We start from the raw sequence: 17,814 nt of genomic DNA on the forward strand, positions 1-17,814 counted from the left end.
ATGTCACTAAATCGTGATGCGGCGATGAACATTGCCCAAGTGTTGACCGAGGCGCTGCCTTATATTCAACGCTTTACGGGTAAAACCATTGTGGTCAAATTTGGCGGTAACGCCATGGTCGATGAAGATCTGCAAAATAGCTTTGCCCGCGACATCGTTATGATGAAGCTGGTCGGCATGAACCCAATTGTGGTTCACGGTGGCGGCCCGCAAATTGGCGACCTGTTAAAAAAGCTCAATATAAACTCCGAGTTTGTTAATGGCATGCGCGTGACCGACAGCAAAACCATGGATGTCGTCGAGATGGTGCTGGGCGGCGCGGTAAACAAACAAATTGTTAGTTTAATAAACCGCAATGGTGGTCAAGCAATCGGCGTGACCGGTAAAGATGGCCAGTTAATTCGTGCCAAAAAGCTTGCAGTCAAAGCAACCAGCCCTGGTGTGTCAGCTTCAGAAATTATTGATATTGGTCATGTGGGCGAGGTCGAGTCGATCAACAAAGCAGTTATCGACATGCTCATTAACAGCGACTTTATCCCAGTGATTGCGCCGATTGGTGTGGGTAAAGATGGTGCCTCGTACAATATCAATGCCGATTTAGTCGCTGGTAAAATTGCCGAAGTACTGCAGGCCGAAAAGCTTATGTTGCTTACCAATGTTGCCGGTTTGTTAGATAAGAAAGGTGAAATCCTGACCGGACTTTCGACCACTCAAGTTGATGACCTAATAGCCGATGGTACAATTTATGGTGGTATGCTGCCTAAAATCGCCTGTGCGCTAGACGCGGTAAAAAGCGGTGTAACCAGCGCGCACATTATTGATGGCCGTGTGTCGCATGCGGTACTGCTAGAGATTTTTACCGATATAGGGGTGGGCACACTTATTAGCAATAAGACTATGCCCGCCTAAAACGCAAAACCTGACCTGTAGCGAGTTGACAGGCGCAAATTAAAAGAGCAGCTGCGCATGAGTACCTCAAACAATCAAAAAGTATCGCGCCGTCAGCAGATACTAGAGTCGCTGGCTACTATGTTAGAGACTAGTCCTGGCGCACGCATTACTACCGCCGCACTCGCGCGTGAGGTAGGCGTGTCCGAGGCGGCCTTGTATCGTCACTTTCCCAGTAAAGCAAAAATGTTTGAAGGCTTAATTGAATTTATCGAAGAAACCATTTTTAGCCGTATTAAGCTAATCTTAAAAGAAGAGCCAAAGGCCTTGCAGCAAATAGAAAAAATCTTATATCTATTGCTGACTTTTACCGAGCGTAACCCAGGCATTACTCGCTTGTTAACGGGCGATGCCCTAACCGGTGAGACCGATCGCCTGCGCAACCGTATCGCACAATTGTTTGAGCGTATAGAGACTCAGCTAAAACAAATTATTCGCGAGGCAGAGTTGCGTGAGGGGCTGCGCCCCAATCTGCCGCTCTCGGCTGCCGCTAATATGCTAATGAGTTTGGCTGATGGGCGTATCACGCAATTTGTACGCAGTGAATTCCGCCGCTTACCTACAGAGTACTGGGAGGATCAGTGGGCTGCTGTCGCTGGCGGCTTAATGCGTAAAGCTTAATGGGCTGAAGTCTATTTAGTCGCGTGTTAATTGCACCGCAATTAGGTTTACAGCATTTAGTGTTGAACCTGCAAGGCTAATAAATTTTTATGGCGTACTATCTAAAATCAATTTTAATAACTATTTTGGCAGTCGCGATTGTTATTGCCGCAGGCTTTAATTTGTATCAGCAGCGTGCCTCGGTGAGCACACCTGGATTTTGCTCTATTAGCAATTGGGGGCCGCGTAGCACCAATGCAGGCACCGGTTTTAACGTTCAGCCCGGTGGTCAATCTGCGCTTTGGGTCATTACATCTTGCTATCCCGACAATGTCGCCATCAGCTTTGATGGTCAGCCCTATAGCACGACGCATTATCCATCGAGCCTAACGGCATTAATTACTGACCTTAGCTCAATTGCTCAAGCCGGAGATGTTGAGGTTTCTTTGCTAAATAAAGCAACGGGTCGACGGCAGCATGTAGGTTTGTTTACCGTAATAGATGCCAATGACACTAAGCAAACGGCGGAGCTACCGAAAGAGCCTAGTATCACTCCGCCGCTACTCATTGCACACGCTGCAGGTGGTTTTGAAGGGCGCCGCTACCGTAACTCAATGGAGGCGCTAGAGTTTAACTATAAACTTGGGCATCGGTTATTTGAGGTGGACTTTAATTGGACGTCCGACAATCAGCTGGTGGGAATTCACGACTGGGGTAATTCCTATAAACGTTTGTTTAAAAACGCAGATCATGCCCAGGCTCCAAGCTATGAGCAGCTACTAAGCTTAGTCATGGATAACAACGAAGCTATTATTACCTTGCCACGACTTAAAAATTGGTTGGCTAAAAAGCCAGATGCTTACATAGTAACCGACATCAAGGGGGATAATGTCCAAGCGTTAGCGCTTATGAAGAGTTCACTGGAGGAGCAATACAAACAAGTGATACCGCAGCTTTATCACCCTAGCAATTATCAAGAACTACAACAGATGGGGTTCCATAATATTATATTTACACTTTATAAGACCCATTTAAGCTCAGAGCAGATAATCAAATTTGTTGCTAATAACCCATTGCTTGCCATCACTGTGCACCCCGACAAAGCCGGGTTTGCTGATCTAGTCCCCGCGTTTAATAAACTACATCGCTTTGTTTACGTGCATACTTACAACACATTGGCTGATTATGATAAATACACGGCTTTAGGCATTGATGGTTTGTACACTGACTTTTTATATCAGGATGCCCGTGGTGACGTTCGTAGGCAAGGTCAACAGTAAGTTCTCAGAGGTTGATGCGCGATTAGAGAGCTTGCAGCTAATCGCGCATCGCAAGGGGATTTATAAATTTTAGGCGGATGTTATAAGCTTCTCTAAGGGTTAATTACCTTAAAGCGTTCGATGTCTTGGTCAAATTTCTCTGACGCATTCTCTAATGCTGCGCTGCGCTGCTCAATTTGTTTTTCTACTTCAATCACTTCGGCTTCGAGTGTCGCTATATTGCTTTGAATGGTGTCTGATACTGGACGACCACTGCGCTCCATAGTACCTGCGCGGCGCTGTTGCTCTTCTAGTTGTAAAACGACCCCCGATAAATTAGCGCGCAAAATGCTCAAGTTGCCGCGCAGTTCTAATAAGCTGCGTTGCTTTGCGGATTCGATATCTTTAACAGTGCTAAAGCGGCGGTTTAAGTTCGCATCCCACTCGGCCAGCTCGGCCTCGCGGCGCATCTGTTCGGCAGCTTTGACCGCATCGGCACCTTTGGGGGAGGCGTTAACAGTTTTAAGTATCCGTCCAGTGTTGGTAATAATCTCGTAGCCTCGGGCGGCCGCCGCCGGCGGAATACTTTGTTGTACCACTAGATGCCCCTCGAGACTTTTATACCTAAACAAAACGCTGGTGGAGCTGGCGTCTTGTTCGTCGGCCAACAATGGCGAACTGGCAAGTGTTAACGTTAGCAGCAGTATGCTGCATAATCCTTTGCCGAGTATTGTTTTCATTGTCTGCTCCTTGGGGTCATTTATTTTTAAACGCCGTACTGGTCTCGGTACGCTTTAATGGCGGCCAGCCCATGATCGCTAGAGTTGTTACCGTCGGTTGTATTGCTACCAGTGGTCTCAAGATACCCGATTATGTCGCCAAGGTTAATAATACTGATTACTGGTATGCCATAACGCTGTTCGACTTCCTGAATCGCCGATTGCTCAGAGCGGCCCTTTTCTTGCCGATCGAGCCCAATAATAACCGCCGCTGGTGTGGCCTCTGACTGTTGAATAATGTCCATTACCTCGCGAATGGCGGTACCGGCGGTAATCACATCATCGACAATAACGGTGCGCCCTATCAGCGGCGCACCGACCAGCGAGCCGCCTTCGCCGTGAGCTTTAGCCTCTTTGCGGTTAAAGCAGTAGGGCATATCTTGGTTGTGGTGTTCGGCCAGTGCTACAGCGGTGGCGCTGGCGAGCGGAATACCTTTATAGGCGGGGCCAAAAATTAAATCGTACTCAATGCCACTATCAATTAACGCCTGCGCATAAAAGCGGCCCATTTTGGCAAGCCCGCCACCACTTTGAAAAAAGCGCCCGGCGTTAAAAAAATAAGGACTAACTCGCCCAGATTTAAGAGTAAACTCACCAAACTGCAACGCCTGATTATCGATGGCCAGTTGGATGAATTCGCGTTGATATTCGTGCATATTAGTACGTTCCTTAGCTGTTACTGGAAAAACACGCTATTATAAATAAGCAGATCGGCTGTGCCGAATCATTCTGTGCTGGTCGAAATTTAGCCAATAACAATAAATATCGCTAAAAAACACCTGCAAATGACCGTTGCCAATGCGGCAACTAACACAATCTATCCAAGCTCGGGTATCATACACAGTCCGTAATAAAGGGGCTAACATGAGAGTTATCAGTCTGAGCGTCGACGGTATTTTTCAAGCGGCGCAGCGTGGTCTGTATGATTGGCTAGAGAGCCAAGATGCGGACGTCATCTGCCTGCAAGATCTACGCGCGCTCGAGTACGAGCTAGACGATGATGTTTTTCATCCTGAAGGCTATTTTTCATATTTTTTCGACTCCGGTACGCCGCATTATAACGGTGTAGCGATCTATACTCGTAAACAGCCCAAAGCACTCATCTTTGGGTTGGGCTTTTCATCGGGTGTTGATATGGAAGGGCGCTATCTGCAGATTGATTACGAGCACATCAGTATTGGCTCGTTATTGGCCCCTAGTGCTAGCTCTGGGGCTGAATCACAAGAAGTAAAAATTAACTTCTTTGACGACCTGCAAGCCCACATGGACAAAATTACCCGCAAGCGTCGCGAGTACATTTTTTGTGGCAACTGGCAGATGGCTCACACGCCGCGTGACGTTACCGACTCCGATGCACTGCAGAGTGAATCGGGCTTTTTGCCTCACGAGCGCCAGTGGCTCAGCCAGTTGTTTAATCAAATTGGTTATGTCGATGCTTTTCGTCGCGCGATTCGCGACCCGGACGAATACAGCTGGTGGCCCAGCCATAAAATTGGTAGTGGCCCTGGTTGGCGCACCGATTTACAGGTGGCCTCTAACAACCTTGGTCAGCGGGTCGAATACGGCGCAATCTACAAAAATGCTCAGTTTTCAAGCCACCTGCCGGTGATTGTCGATTACGACATCGAGCTCTAATCACCTTTGAGTTTTACATCCAGGTGGTCGCCTAGTAAAAAGCAGGCAAAAAAAGGAGGCACTAAGTGCCTCCTTTTTTGTTTTAAGCGTTACAGTCGTTAGCTTGCTAGCGCCGCTTTTTGCAGGCCGATAAGCTCGGCAATACCGTCTTTAGCCAGTTTGAGCATGGCGGCAAATTGCGCCTCGGTAAATGGCTCGGCCTCGGCGGTGCCTTGTACTTCAATCATACCGCCGTCTTCGGCGATTACCACGTTCATATCGGTATCCGCGTTAGAATCTTCTGGGTAATCCAAATCCAGCACCGGCTCACCTTGATAAATCCCGACAGATACAGATGCGATGGCTCGTATCAGCGGCTTGCCGTTTACCAATTGCTTGGCTTCTAAGTGCGCAATGGCATCGGCCAACGCAACCCAGGCGCCAGTTATAGAAGCGGTGCGTGTGCCGCCATCGGCCTGAATGACATCACAGTCGATATGAATCGTGTTTTCACCCAGCTGCTTTAAATCTACCGCTGCGCGCAATGAGCGTCCAATCAATCGTTGGATCTCGACTGTGCGGCCGCCTTGTTTGCCACGAGCCGCCTCGCGCCCCATGCGGGTGCCGGTAGAGCGGGGTAACATGCCGTACTCGGCCGTTAACCAGCCTTGGCCTTGACCGCGTAAAAAAGGCGGCACGCCAGGCACTACACTGGCATTACACAATACTTTGGTATCGCCAAACTCTACTAACACCGAGCCTTCGGCGTGCTTGGTGTAATGACGGGTAATGTTAATAGGGCGTAATTGGTGCGGAAGTCGTCCACTGGGGCGTTGCATAGTAAGGTCCTGTTGGTTGGCAAGCTCAGGCGGCAGCCTGATGGCATGTGTTAACATCAACGCTCATGTTAACGTTTTACCGCCGCCGGACAAAGGCCCACGCTTGCGTTATTTGGTGTTCGGTATTAACCAATAGTTGTCGCTAAACCGTAATATCTAGACAAAGGGATCAACCATGCCACGCAGTATGACCGGATTTGCCCGAGCCGAAGCTAAATCCCCCGAATACACCTTAGTCTGGGAGGTGCGCAGTGTAAATCACCGCTACCTCGAAATGCATTTGCGTTTACCCGAAGAGTTCCGCGAAATAGAAACCGCCCTGCGCGAGCTGGTGCGTAAAAAGCTCCAGCGCGGCAAGCTAGAAGCCACCATTCATTTGCAGCCAGAACAAACCGGCGACTCAAGCATCGGCCTAGACAGCGAGCGCTTAGCGCAAGTCGCCGACGCCTGCCGCCGCATCGGCGCCCAGATGGACAACTGCGCAGCGGTAAACCCTCTAGAAGTACTGCGTTGGCCCGGTGTGCAAATCGTCCGTGAGCTAGATCGCGATGCCCTGCATAAAGAATCACTGGCATTATTTTCCAGCGCGCTTGACCAGCTAATAGACAATCGCACCCGTGAAGGCGCCGAGCTCGCCATGTATATTAACCAACGGCTCGATGCCATCGCCGCTCAGGTTGTCAGCGTGCGTGAGCTGTTGCCCAGCATCTTAAAAGCCCAGCGGGAAAAGCTACAGGCCAAAGTCGCCGCACTGGATGTCGATTTAGACCCAGATCGGTTAGAGCAAGAGATCGTGATGATGGCGCAAAAGGCCGACGTCGATGAAGAGCTAGATCGCCTAGATACTCACCTGATTGAAGTGCGCCGCACGTTAAAACAAAAAGATTCGCTCGGCCGCCGTCTCGATTTTTTAATGCAAGAGCTCAACCGCGAGGCGAATACCCTTTCGAGTAAATCCGTCGTCAGTGAAACCACCCAAGCGGCGGTAGAGTTAAAAGTATTGATCGAGCAAATGCGCGAGCAAGTGCAGAATATTGAGTAGCGAATGGCTTAGTCTTCGCGCGCGGTGAGTTAGGCTCCCTGGGTACAGATGTTGTAAGGTTTCAGTCAGAAAGGCTAAACAATATGGAAAATATATTAGGGGTAAGTATGTAGGCTTCAAGAATTGTTAGTCAGTTCAGTGTCACTATAGTGCTTTTGCTTATTAGCTATGTCTGCGTAACAGAAGGCATTTTAAAAGGAGATATTTGGCCATTCTTTTTGTTTATGTTGACTGTGGCGATTGGTGTAATAGTGCTCACTTTAATTAACTTTGTTTTTGGTTAATACGTCAGTCTTTTTATAGGCAAAAATACTGTTTCACATTATTCATATCTTGCTCGGATACGCCGGCACTATCGGCAAACTCCGGCCAGCGGTTTACCGCCGCGGATACAGCGTTTGCACATTCTTGAATGTCGGTTTGAGTTAGGCCAAACAAACGTTTTAACGTTGCGGCTTCTGTCGGGGTTGGTGGGTTTGGCGAACAGCCAAAGCCGGCCAGATGATAAGCGCCACGTTCAAAGCTTGGCACCATGTCATAGGCTGGCGATAACACATAGCCATCACCACGGTAAAGCAGCGAAAAATTTCGCTCATGGTCGTCTTTGTTGTGAATTGCTCGGTTAAAAAGCATTTGTTTCACTAGTTGTTGGCGGTCGCGGCTAAATTGTGTCGAGTAGAGCTTAAGCAGATGTAACACATCGTCATAGCGAAAACTTTGGCCTGTATCGGCTAAGGTTTTAGGCTCTTTAAGGAGTCCGTTAATAGTGATCATATGATGTCGCGAGCCGTTGGCCGTTAGATCGAATCGGTCCAGCAGCAATACCTCGCGGCCATTGATGCCCACCGCCACATGCCCCTCAAAACATTCAATGCCAGCCGCTTTGGCCATTCGCAGGCAAGCCAGCTCTATGCGGGCGTTGTTGTATTGGTCGGCGTGCCTATTAAATTTAGCTAGGTACGCCCCCGATGAGTCATATACCAACGCCTTGGGGCGCGCGCCCCCTACGCCAGAGCCGTGGTTTGCAAGGTGCAGTAAGCTCATTTCATCTAATGTAGCGGTGTTGGCAGAGAGGTGTTCAACATCCTGTGCCGCCTGCTCGGCTTGGGGGAGCATCTCGATGGAGCAGCCCACACCGTAAACCGGTGTTTCGCCTTTGGGCACGATACTAATGGCGCCGATAACGCTTGAACCCATTAAAGAGAGGATATCAATAACGCTATTACTGCTGAGCCGTTTTTGCTCTCGGTACAGCGCCAGTCGGTTTAGCACCTTGCGGCCCCAGCGATCGGGTAGGTAATCATCTAATATTGCCGGAAGTCCGGTAGGCATATCCCAACGGTACTCCATAGTGCTTAGTGGCATCAGGGCTGGGTCCAGCGATACTGCGCGGGGGTTGTTTAGATACTCGCTATGGTAACGAAAGCCGATGGCCGTAACGCGATTCGACTCCTCAATAATAGCCATGTTGGCTGCAAGAACAGCGCCGGTGGCAGGCAAGTTAAGGTAGATATCGTAGCGTCTAATCATCGAACAAGCTCGGCTTTAACTCAAATAATGCCTCAAAAGCCCCTTCAAGCCTTAGCACCTCGGCGGCGTGATAATACTTTCCAAGGCTTACGCTGGTATCGCCAGCTTCCATTCGTTGTAGGGTGGAGTGGCCCACATCAATGCGCCGAGCAAACTCTTGCATGGTATCGCCCGGAAATCGTGCTTTACGCGCCTGACGAAGTCGTTTTCCTAGCTCTAACAAATGTTGCATTTTTACCCATATATGAATAAATATAGAGATTAAAGCCCTATTTTACTCATATATGGGTGTTGTGTCATGGGGCGCATCTATTTTTTTAGTTTTCTATATACATTTATGCAAATATGTATAGATTTTTGGGGTTTCTATACATGTTCTGTCTTTTAGCCTAGGATCTTGCTAAAAATTCGTCTCCATCAAGCGGTATCTGCAGCCAAAGCGACAATTAATAATCGTTTTTCCGATACTGTTGCAGCGCCAAGTAGTGTGTAAAGTATTTGAACGTGCAGAGCACGTAAGTTTATCTAGCGTAAAAGGGCCGATGTGAATGAAGCGCGGGATCACCTAGACACCCACCTGAATGAAGTGCGCCGCACGTTAAAATAAAATGATTCCCTCGGCCGCCGGCTCGACTTTTTAATGCAAGAGCTCAACCGCGAGGCGAATACTCTTTCGAGTAAATCCGTCGTCAGTGAAACCACCCAAGCCGCGGTAGAGTTAAAAGTGTTGATTGAGCAAATGCGCGAGCAGGTGCAGAATATTGAGTAAAGCCTAAAATTTTTTAATTTTTGGGTGCGATGTGTCAAGGAGCTTAAGACTCTTTCATTGATGATGGTTCGCTTTTAGTTTGGAGATGTTGATGTCTGAATATATGAATCAGGGAGGTATTGAATCGAGCCGGAAAGCTAGCTTTAAGTTTTTCCTGCTTGACGATGATAAGCCTCGAAGCAACAAGGTTAACTCTTATGTGAGAGCACTTGATCTAATTTGCGAAATGATCAAACGTCAGCCTGTTAGATTTAATCAGATTCAAGACCTTTGGTCGATAACGTCAACAGAACAATTAGAGCCTCTCCACCAGTTTCTTATTCAAGAGTCGCGTAATGAAAGCTCTATCTGGATGTTTGAAGATCTACCTGCAAGCTACTTGAGAGATGGGTTTTGTTCCGCTGCTATTAAGCAGTACCATAAATTTTTAATTGAGAAAAGTTTTGAAGATAGGCTTGTTAGTGCATATATAGAGAAAAAAGAGTTAGATTCATCTGAGTTGGCGTTACTGGAAAGCGACTATACCTTGCCGCGTTATCTCATTGATGCTGGCCAATTTCCAATAGGTACCGAAACACTTCAGCTAGTAAAGCAACGAACGAATCAATCTGTATTTAGAAATATATTAAGAAAAAATTACAGGAATTGTTGTTGCATAACCGGGCTCAATATTTCAGCCGTTAATCGAGCTAGCCACATTATCGGTTGGGCTAAAGATCCCGCCAAACGATTAGACCCGCGAAATGGGTTATACCTTTCTGCTACTTACGATGCAGCGTTCGATAAGCATTTAATATCACTAGATGATGATTATCGAGTGATCCTATCTGCTGAATTAAAAGAATTTAATACACAAGATAGCTTCAAAAAACACTTCTTATCCATAGAGGGTATGCGTATTTTTGTGCCAAAAATGATGCCCCCAGATAAAGATTACTTAGCCGTTCACCGAAAATTGGGATCCTTTAAGTGATCTGAATTTTCAGTGTTTTCATATAGCTAATAAATGCAGTGGCATATTCATTAGGTGAGTTCGGACTATAAGTGATATTTAAGATTCTTTAAATATTAAATGATTCTTTTTTCATTACTTGCTCGGCTCGGCTCGGCTCGGCTGATCCCTAGGCGCTTAGCGAGCTGTTTTTAGTGACATAGTGTATTTGGTCACGTAATAAGAAGCGCTAAAACGCACACAAATCATTACAGTGACAACATGAACAAGAAGACAAGGCCAACCTATAGCCTTGAATTTAAGGTTGAATGTGCCCAGCTTGTGTTAGGTCAGGGGTGTTCAATTATTGAAGCGGCATACAGCTATGCGTGTCGGTAAATTTACCCTCGACAAATGGGTTGGAAAATTAAAATCCGAACATGGTGGCACACAAACGACAGGCAAGCCAATCATGGAAGAGCAGCGCGAAATGAGGGGCTTGAAAAAATACATCAAACGTCCGATAGTGAGCTCATAGCTAAAGCTATACGACTAACGCATGCGTTGCGTGGCAGACACAAAAAATGTCATATTTCACTCTGATCAAAGATGTCACTATACGAGCTTGCAGTTCAGGCAAGCACCGTGTCGCCCACAGATAATGCAAAGTATGAGTCGTCGCGGAAATTGTTGGGATGATGCGTCAATGGAGCGCTTTTTTAGAAGCCTAAAAACAGAGTGGATGCCCGCGGTTAGATGGGGTTCATTTACAGAGGCCAAAGTGAAATCAGCCGTTACAAACAGATGATAGAGAGCTATGCCTTCAGCGGCAAAGGCAGTCTTTGAAAGCTGCCTTTTAGCTTGTGACCAAAACTAATTGACCACTACAGACCGACTTTTTCTACTTATGTGTCTCATACTCCAGCCCAATACGAGAAACGCTAGCACCGACTTTTTGTATATAATTTAGAGCATATGCATAACGAAGCTTGGCCACTATCAGTGCAGTTTTATTCATAGGCTGAATTCCAACATCACTCAACACCAGCTCCTGAACCGATAGTTCATTATTTTCTATTTTTCCTTTATTCAACGCTAAAAAATTTCTCCATGTTACTTTCACACCCGAAGGCGCAGCTTCGCCCTTAGCATCTCGTACGCCTAAAGCGATGACATCACCATCGTGCTCAACAAAGCAATATGCACCACTATTGATATGCTCACGAGTTATATCACCCATTTTCCAACATATTAATTTCAAAGCAGTAAACGGAATTACACTATCACTCTGGCCTTTATATCCGACTAGCGTTCTATCTGGCTGCATATCACAGATAGGGGTAGCACATACCCACCAATTATCGTCAATTCGAAAAATATGACCGGTATCCAACTGACCACTACAGCTCTCTTTTGTGGGAAGTGTTGACACATAACTATTATAGTGTGATCTCGCTTTCAACATTTCCTTGGACAGATCCACACCATAACTTTCTTGGAAAGTATAACCTTGCTCCGCGTCTACACTTAAAATCTTCTTTCCATAATCAACCACTCCATCCTCCACAAGAAATGAAAGGGCCTCCGACTGTCTTGATACGTGCTCCCTCAGCTTGGCATTGCCAATCTCGCGTGATTCATTTTCTCTGTATTCTTTACAAAGTACATCATAGAAATATGAAAAGACATGACGTTTAGATAACGCTGCATCTTCTGCGTCAACGCCAATTCGGTTCAACTCATGACGGTACTTAGCCGATAACAGCCTAGAAGGTGTCGGCTTCCAGCATTCAAGTGCTAGCTTCAGCTGACCTAGAAGATCTTCCGGTCCCTTCTTAAGAAATGTCACAAAACCTTTTGAAGAGCGCAACCACTTTGCATCATTCTCGAAGCTCCATGACAAGTCGGACAACTCCTCAGAACAAAAGTCATCTTTCCTCGTATTTTCAAAATTATTGATTGCCCACAGAAAAAATTTTTTTAAGTCTCCACCTTTTAATCCAGCCTCTCTCCCCAAGGCTGACAATCCAGACAGCGGCCATTTCCCACTCATAAACTCTCGAGTCGCCGATACGAATCCTATCTTCCGTACATGTAGGTAGTCTATAACAGAGAAATTTTCTAGAACCAGACTAGGGCTAAATTTATCCTCATCAATACCGATCAAGTCCTCATCAATTTCTTTGATCGCCACTTTTTCCTGATCAGAGAAGTGAGTTTGGCAAGGCGCAAGTAGAGACATTAAACACTCCGACATAACTTCACTTAAATCATCTTCACCAGTATGAATTGCAATAAGATTGAAGTGCTGATTAGTTAATACACTCTTCAGAATCTCTCTTGCCTTAAGCCCTCTAGGGACTGTACCTTCGAGATTGTAGTCCAGAATCAATAAATCAGACTGATGCAGGTGGTCCGCCAGCTCAGAGCCCGTCTCCATCGAACCGAAAAACGGATCATGAATATCTATTATCAGTCCGGGCTTATTCTCTCTAAATTTATTGATTATTTGTAATAAGCTGTTAGCGTTATCCCTCCAGGGTTTTCGACTTGATCGATCACTAAGTTCAGTATTGACATCCTCCTTGGGCTTATAAGAATTGAGTATCTCTTCCCAAGTAGGGTACTCATCATCAACAATAAGCACGGACCGAAGAGGATCGATAAAGGCCTCACTGATTAAATCCGAAAAACTAGTCATTTAAAATTCCCTTTTAACTCAATTACGAAATTTGCCCCTGGAAGACATTGGTACCTCTTTTCAGTGCTGTAAGCTATACGGTGCCCACTAGCTAGCAGATTTGCGCGGCATAAATACAAGCCAATCCCACGTCCACCGCTGGTTTTTCGGGTAAAGAAGAGATTAAACAAACCTTCCTGATCTACCGGATCAATACCTGGCCCGTTGTCTGACACAACCACATTTCCATCAACTATTGATAGAAGCACTTTGGAATCTTCCGTGTGAGAGTTAATCAGCCAGTAAATGCTGTTGTTTACCAAGTTCACGAATACAGGAAAGATACGAGAAGGCACGTCCTTCAGAGTAAGCTCTTCGAATTTTGATGTTGCCGATATGGATATTCTACGAGAGTAGGCCACTGTATCGAAGAAGCCTTTCAAATATTCAATTATTTCTTTCCCTGTAATAGATCTTCTACTTCTGATTCCAGACACCTTAAGTGGAGATAGAAATTCCAACTGGTGGCTTAATGCATCAAACCCATCTTCAACCAAATGCGTACCTGGCACATCCCCCACACTTTTTATTTGACGAATGCCCTCACGTATCATTCGTTCATTACTATTGAGCTCATGTCCGAGAATTTCCACGGTAACACCCAATTGCGCAACTTGATGAAGACGATTTAATTCGTCTTTTAAAGATGTATTTTCAATTACACCCTGGCGAGCAATAAGTTCAATATTTATATTATCTGACATTAACTCAAGAGCATCAATGTATGACTGAAATGTATTCTCATTTTCAAAGTCAAGCTCTTGTTGAATTTTTGACATCATCTTCAAAGCATGATCCAGCTCCAGGATTCCATCCGAAACCTTTTCCACAAGGGGCATAGCTAAAGAATGAAATGCCTTGCTGCGGTCTTTGAACAAGCTATCTACTCGCACTGATTCAGAACGGTTAATGGCATCTATCGACTTTTTCCAACCTGTGAGCCTAGACTGTACCTTTCCTGCCAAGCTATTTAGCTGAGATCGTGCTATAGCTTCGGGGCTAGATGGTCTGATTCGCTCAATTGATTGCGTTATTAAACCTTCAAGCTCTATTTTGTGTCGCTGAATCTCAGCATACATAGACCGGAATTGTCGATAGTCCTCTTCTGCCGCCCCTAGGCGTGCAGGCGCCCCTACTATCTTTAGGTCACTTAGCTTCTGATCTATATTGTTGATAAACTCTTGCGCGCCTGGAATGTCGTCTTCCGCTTCAATTGTTAAATCTTTGCTAGAAACTTCATTAAGTAAATTTTCAATATCAGGAAGGTTTTTCTTAAGTCTTCCTCGAAATCTTCTTGCATTTTTTTTTGCCAACTCTTTTCTTTGTATTTCAGCTTGCTCCTTTTCATTTCTCTCCCTGATATCGGGAAGAAGCTTTTGCCTTAGATCAGATGCTGAACCAAAATATTCATATGCAACTTTTTTGAGTATATGAACAACTAACGTTCTAAGAGCTTTCGCACTTCGATTGTCAATAAAGCCCTCTCTACCGGCTTTGTCTCGGAGATTAGGGTTAGCTTCTCTAGATATTGCAACACGCCCAAACATTCTTCGAGAGTTCCAAAATTCCCGACCCGCATTCTTGCTTCTGCGCATTTCAATTTGAAAAAAATCATTATCGATCCTTCCGTATGGAAGAACTCTCAGACCGTTTCTGAAAACAAGAAAACCGCTATGCTGTTGAGCAAGATCCATATAGCGATTATGCTCTTGATCTGAAAGCGTTGAGTTACTTCTTGACAATTCGAACGTGGCTAAATGCAGTCCAAAGCTCCCCACAAAGGTTTTTGGTCCCCTTGGGATTTTGAAGTCATCGGGCGGATAGATTACGTAATCGGCCCCTTGCTTTCTCCACTCACCAAAAGCTTTAACCTGACCACGAAACACTCCATTTTCATCTACGCTTCCCGACAGAACATGCTCCATCTCTTCCGTTACAGAACGATTTATTGTCCCCCTGTCATCTTCGACTATGGTTTTAGGTACGCCACTGGACCAAACTTTTACCTCATACCTAAACCCTGGATCGAAAGAATTTTTTTCGTTTGAATACTGATCTACGTAAGGGTCTGTGAAAGCTGATAAGGTTGAGTGAAATTGCTCCCTAGTTGAGTCTACGTTAACATCAGGTTCTATACTTGGAAGCTGGGCACATAAGTCGTAATTAATATCTGCCACCAGTAGCGCTGTTCCCTTTTTACTATCTCCACGCCAGACGACCCACTGCTCTATATGATGCTCGCTAAAGCTGGCATCAACAATTGTATTGGCAATTTTTGATGACGGCGAAGTTTTAGTATCGTCTTCTTCAGCAATTAGCCTGTCGTAAGCCTCCCAAGCCAGCTCTAACCGTTTTCGTCTCGCCGCATCTTCATTACTCCCCCAAATGTTTTCGACTAGACGTTCGAATAACTCTGGAAGCTGTTCGAACAATTCTGTCTTTTCAGCGAACTTTGTGACCGGAATTTCAATGTCTGATAAAACAAGATAGGGGTTTTCAAATATTCGCCAATCAACAAGAGCTGCTACGAAGTCTTTATTTGCTCTCTTACTTACGACAAGTAGCAAAGGACCAATATTCGCTGATGATAAACGACCTATACCTTTTTGGCCCTGCTTCTCTCTTTTGGGAAGTCCATCGCGATCTTCATCCACTGCACCATCCGCACTATATTTAGACTCCGTGCCTACGACCAACCATCTGTTAATGAACTCTTCATAGCTCATTCCATGACCGTCGTCCAATATTGACGCAACCGGAACTGGATCATCAAAGATATGCAGGCTAACCCTACGGGCGTAGGCGTCGTAAGAGTTCTTCCAAAGCTCCGAAATTGCAGTGGGGCAATCTGCTATTTGCTCTCGTCCTAAATGATCAACTGTACGAGCCTGTGTCCTAAAAGCGTGCGATTCAATCATACGCATTCCACATCCATTGTTTGTGAGTTAGTGCGCGTTGGCTTTTTTATTTTCTTACTCTTAACCAATATGCTCTCTTTTATATGCTGTATCAGAACTCTTCCCAGCTCCACTGGCACAGCATTGCCGATTTGTTTTCCAGATGCCATAAGACCACCAGAAAAAATAAAATCATCAGGAAACGTTTGTATTCTCGCGGCTTGGCGTAATGTTATACCATGATGTTGCGTTGGATGAACAAACCTCCCTTTGGAGGGATTTATACATGCAGTCGTCATTGTCGGTGCTGGCTGACTTGGATCAATACGACCATATACGTCTTTATGACCATCATGATCCCTATGACACGCCAGAATACGACCTGAATCTTTTCTACTGCCGCCATTTTCTGGAGTCCTTTTGAATGCCTCAAGCAGCTCGGGCCCATGCTTCATATGAACATTGTTTATATCTCCTTTCGGAGCTCTGCGAAACGAATCCTTGCAATTGACCCACGGTAATTTGTTTACTTCATTGTTTAAAGGAGAGCAGTGCGTTGAATGCGGTGGCCAAACCAAACCATTTGCATCTTCAGAGTCTCTTAATCCTAATATGAAGACACGCTTTCGCCTTTGAGGCACTCCGAAATCGCGTGCATCTAAGACAATCGGATCCAAAATTTTGTATCCTGCCTTTCTTCCTTCTTCGTAAAATTTTTCGATATAGTCTTTGTGCCTATCCCATAGTATTCCTGGCACATTTTCCATCAGAAATACACGCGGCCTCAATGATCTAACAAAATCAAAATAGGCCATAATTAACTTATTTCTCGGATCGTTCACCCCCGCATTTAATATTCTATGAGCTGAGAACCCCTGACAAGGAGGCCCACCGAGCAGAAGATCACAGCTCTTTCGGCTGAATCTTTCCAACTTTAATTCATCTGGGTCATATTCAAGAATACTTTGATTGAATATACATGCTTTTGTTGCACCAGGGAGCTGCAGTATATTCTCTTTATAAGTTTTAGCAGCGTGACGATCATTCTCGATTGCAAAATCGATCGAGAATCCAGACTGGATGGCAGCCAGAGAAAACCCTCCTGCACCAGCGAAGAGGTCAACAGCGATGAAACTTTTTGATTTCATTAATATTTATCACACATAAAACACATTACTTGTTAAAAACTTCCTCAACCAGAAATCGTATCAAGGTATCTTTACGAAGCTTGGGCCGACTATTTTTTCCAATACTTGCATTTTCAGTTATTGCCTTCTTGTAGTTTCGTCCTTTCTTCAGTCAGGGCTGTAGGTACCGAGAAGTACCCTTTAAAAGGAGCTGTTCAGAGATTGATCTGGTAAAAGCACCTTAAGTCCAACTTACCTAGAATACCGCAAGCGTTACAAAAAATGGCACATATAGCCAATATTCACGACCCAGAGCAGCATAATCAAGAGCCAGCTCAAGCAGCTGGACCGTATCCTTCATAAGAGAGACCTCCACGGTGGGCCTTACCGATGACATTTCATTACATTTGTAACGGACTCGCACGATCTAGAGAAAGGTTACGCTAACAAAGGAATTAGGAGCAACTACAAAGTTCAATACTGTATGAACATTCGTTCATCGTAATCAGTAAACCTTCATACCTGCTCCGCCCTTTAAAACACCACCCGCAACAACCTTAAATCAAATATCAGCACCGTATTGGCCCAATTTTTTGCCTACGCTTTTTACCATACGCCAGCTCGGACGGGACGACGAACTCGTAGCGCGCGCCCTCTTGCATAAGCTGCAGGCCTTCGCGGATGCAGGGGATGGCTTCTTTCAGGGTTAATTTAGTGGCTAAGCGGCGTGACTTGAGGC

General features: G+C 45.5%; 15 protein-coding genes and 2 pseudogenes. 8 read left to right on the forward strand and 9 right to left on the reverse strand.

Annotated features, from left to right (window positions below):
- The 3 genes from argB to GILYN3_RS12300 all read left to right on the forward strand — a co-directional run bounded on the left by argB (position 1) and on the right by GILYN3_RS12300 (position 2,828).
- Positions 1 to 909 carry an acetylglutamate kinase gene (gene argB / locus GILYN3_RS12290; protein ID WP_049723255.1) on the forward strand — a complete coding sequence of 303 codons (909 nt, stop codon included), beginning with the start codon at positions 1 to 3 and terminating at the stop codon, positions 907 to 909.
- Positions 910 to 966: 57 nt separating this feature from the next.
- Complete coding sequence (slmA, locus tag GILYN3_RS12295) at positions 967 to 1,569, forward strand: nucleoid occlusion factor SlmA (RefSeq protein ID WP_049723256.1); 603 nt, start codon at positions 967 to 969, stop codon at positions 1,567 to 1,569.
- A gap of 89 nt (positions 1,570 to 1,658) precedes the next feature.
- Positions 1,659 to 2,828 (forward strand): glycerophosphodiester phosphodiesterase family protein, encoded by a 1,170-nt coding sequence (locus tag GILYN3_RS12300; protein ID WP_049723257.1) that lies wholly within the window; start codon positions 1,659 to 1,661, stop codon positions 2,826 to 2,828.
- A 92-nt stretch (positions 2,829 to 2,920) separates the two neighbouring features.
- Here GILYN3_RS12300 and GILYN3_RS12305 read toward each other — a convergent pair whose 3' ends face one another.
- Positions 2,921 to 3,547, reverse strand: a complete 627-nt coding sequence (locus GILYN3_RS12305; RefSeq protein ID WP_049723258.1) for a hypothetical protein — start codon at positions 3,545 to 3,547, stop codon at positions 2,921 to 2,923.
- 26 nt (positions 3,548 to 3,573) lie between these two features.
- The gene (pyrE, locus tag GILYN3_RS12310; RefSeq protein WP_049723259.1) at positions 3,574 to 4,242 is read right to left on the reverse strand and encodes an orotate phosphoribosyltransferase; all 669 of its coding nucleotides are present in this window, start codon (positions 4,240 to 4,242) and stop codon (positions 3,574 to 3,576) included.
- A 208-nt stretch (positions 4,243 to 4,450) separates the two neighbouring features.
- Here pyrE and GILYN3_RS12315 point away from each other — a divergent pair, with 208 nt between their 5' ends.
- Positions 4,451 to 5,221, forward strand: a complete 771-nt coding sequence (locus GILYN3_RS12315) for an exodeoxyribonuclease III (protein ID WP_049723260.1) — start codon at positions 4,451 to 4,453, stop codon at positions 5,219 to 5,221.
- A gap of 98 nt (positions 5,222 to 5,319) precedes the next feature.
- Here the strand turns inward: GILYN3_RS12315 and rph are convergent, their stop codons facing one another.
- Positions 5,320 to 6,039: a ribonuclease PH gene (gene rph, locus GILYN3_RS12320; protein ID WP_049723261.1), complete on the reverse strand. Its 720-nt coding sequence runs from the start codon at positions 6,037 to 6,039 to the stop codon at positions 5,320 to 5,322.
- A gap of 175 nt (positions 6,040 to 6,214) precedes the next feature.
- Here rph and GILYN3_RS12325 point away from each other — a divergent pair, with 175 nt between their 5' ends.
- Positions 6,215 to 7,081: a YicC/YloC family endoribonuclease gene (locus tag GILYN3_RS12325; RefSeq protein WP_049723262.1), complete on the forward strand. Its 867-nt coding sequence runs from the start codon at positions 6,215 to 6,217 to the stop codon at positions 7,079 to 7,081.
- 297 nt (positions 7,082 to 7,378) lie between these two features.
- Here GILYN3_RS12325 and GILYN3_RS12330 read toward each other — a convergent pair whose 3' ends face one another.
- Positions 7,379 to 8,611, reverse strand: a complete 1,233-nt coding sequence (locus GILYN3_RS12330; protein ID WP_049723263.1) for a type II toxin-antitoxin system HipA family toxin — start codon at positions 8,609 to 8,611, stop codon at positions 7,379 to 7,381.
- Positions 8,604 to 8,843 (reverse strand): helix-turn-helix domain-containing protein, encoded by a 240-nt coding sequence (locus GILYN3_RS12335; RefSeq protein WP_049723264.1) that lies wholly within the window; start codon positions 8,841 to 8,843, stop codon positions 8,604 to 8,606. Before GILYN3_RS12335 ends, GILYN3_RS12330 begins: the two co-directional genes overlap by 8 nt.
- A 300-nt stretch (positions 8,844 to 9,143) precedes the next feature.
- On the opposite strand from GILYN3_RS12335, the pseudogene GILYN3_RS16540 reads away from it, so the two are divergent.
- From GILYN3_RS16540 to GILYN3_RS16545, 3 genes and pseudogenes are all read left to right on the forward strand, one after another.
- Positions 9,144 to 9,380, forward strand: a pseudogene (locus tag GILYN3_RS16540) (endoribonuclease YicC domain-containing protein); the annotation flags it as partial.
- A 91-nt stretch (positions 9,381 to 9,471) separates the two neighbouring features.
- The gene (locus tag GILYN3_RS12340) at positions 9,472 to 10,353 is read left to right on the forward strand and encodes an HNH endonuclease (RefSeq protein WP_049723265.1); all 882 of its coding nucleotides are present in this window, start codon (positions 9,472 to 9,474) and stop codon (positions 10,351 to 10,353) included.
- A 480-nt stretch (positions 10,354 to 10,833) separates the two neighbouring features.
- Positions 10,834 to 11,092 (forward strand): annotated as a pseudogene (locus GILYN3_RS16545) (IS3 family transposase); the annotation flags it as partial.
- Positions 11,093 to 11,212: 120 nt separating this feature from the next.
- On the opposite strand, the gene GILYN3_RS12345 reads toward GILYN3_RS16545, so the two are convergent.
- The 4 genes from GILYN3_RS12345 to GILYN3_RS16895 all read right to left on the reverse strand — a co-directional run bounded on the left by GILYN3_RS12345 (position 11,213) and on the right by GILYN3_RS16895 (position 17,779).
- Positions 11,213 to 13,012, reverse strand: coding sequence for a response regulator receiver domain (locus GILYN3_RS12345; RefSeq protein WP_049723266.1), 1,800 nt, complete (start codon positions 13,010 to 13,012; stop codon positions 11,213 to 11,215).
- Positions 13,009 to 15,969, reverse strand: a complete 2,961-nt coding sequence (locus GILYN3_RS12350) for an ATP-binding protein (RefSeq protein WP_049723267.1) — start codon at positions 15,967 to 15,969, stop codon at positions 13,009 to 13,011. The genes GILYN3_RS12345 and GILYN3_RS12350 overlap by 4 nt, the downstream gene beginning before the upstream one ends.
- Positions 15,966 to 17,096 (reverse strand): DNA cytosine methyltransferase, encoded by a 1,131-nt coding sequence (locus GILYN3_RS12355; protein WP_049723268.1) that lies wholly within the window; start codon positions 17,094 to 17,096, stop codon positions 15,966 to 15,968. Before GILYN3_RS12355 ends, GILYN3_RS12350 begins: the two co-directional genes overlap by 4 nt.
- Before the next feature lie 548 nt (positions 17,097 to 17,644).
- Positions 17,645 to 17,779 carry an FKBP-type peptidyl-prolyl cis-trans isomerase gene (locus GILYN3_RS16895; protein ID WP_332307876.1) on the reverse strand — a complete coding sequence of 45 codons (135 nt, stop codon included), beginning with the start codon at positions 17,777 to 17,779 and terminating at the stop codon, positions 17,645 to 17,647.
- Positions 17,780 to 17,814: the final 35 nt, after the last annotated feature.

This window comes from Gilvimarinus polysaccharolyticus (genome assembly GCF_001187555.1).
Taxonomy (GTDB): domain Bacteria; phylum Pseudomonadota; class Gammaproteobacteria; order Pseudomonadales; family Cellvibrionaceae; genus Gilvimarinus; species Gilvimarinus polysaccharolyticus.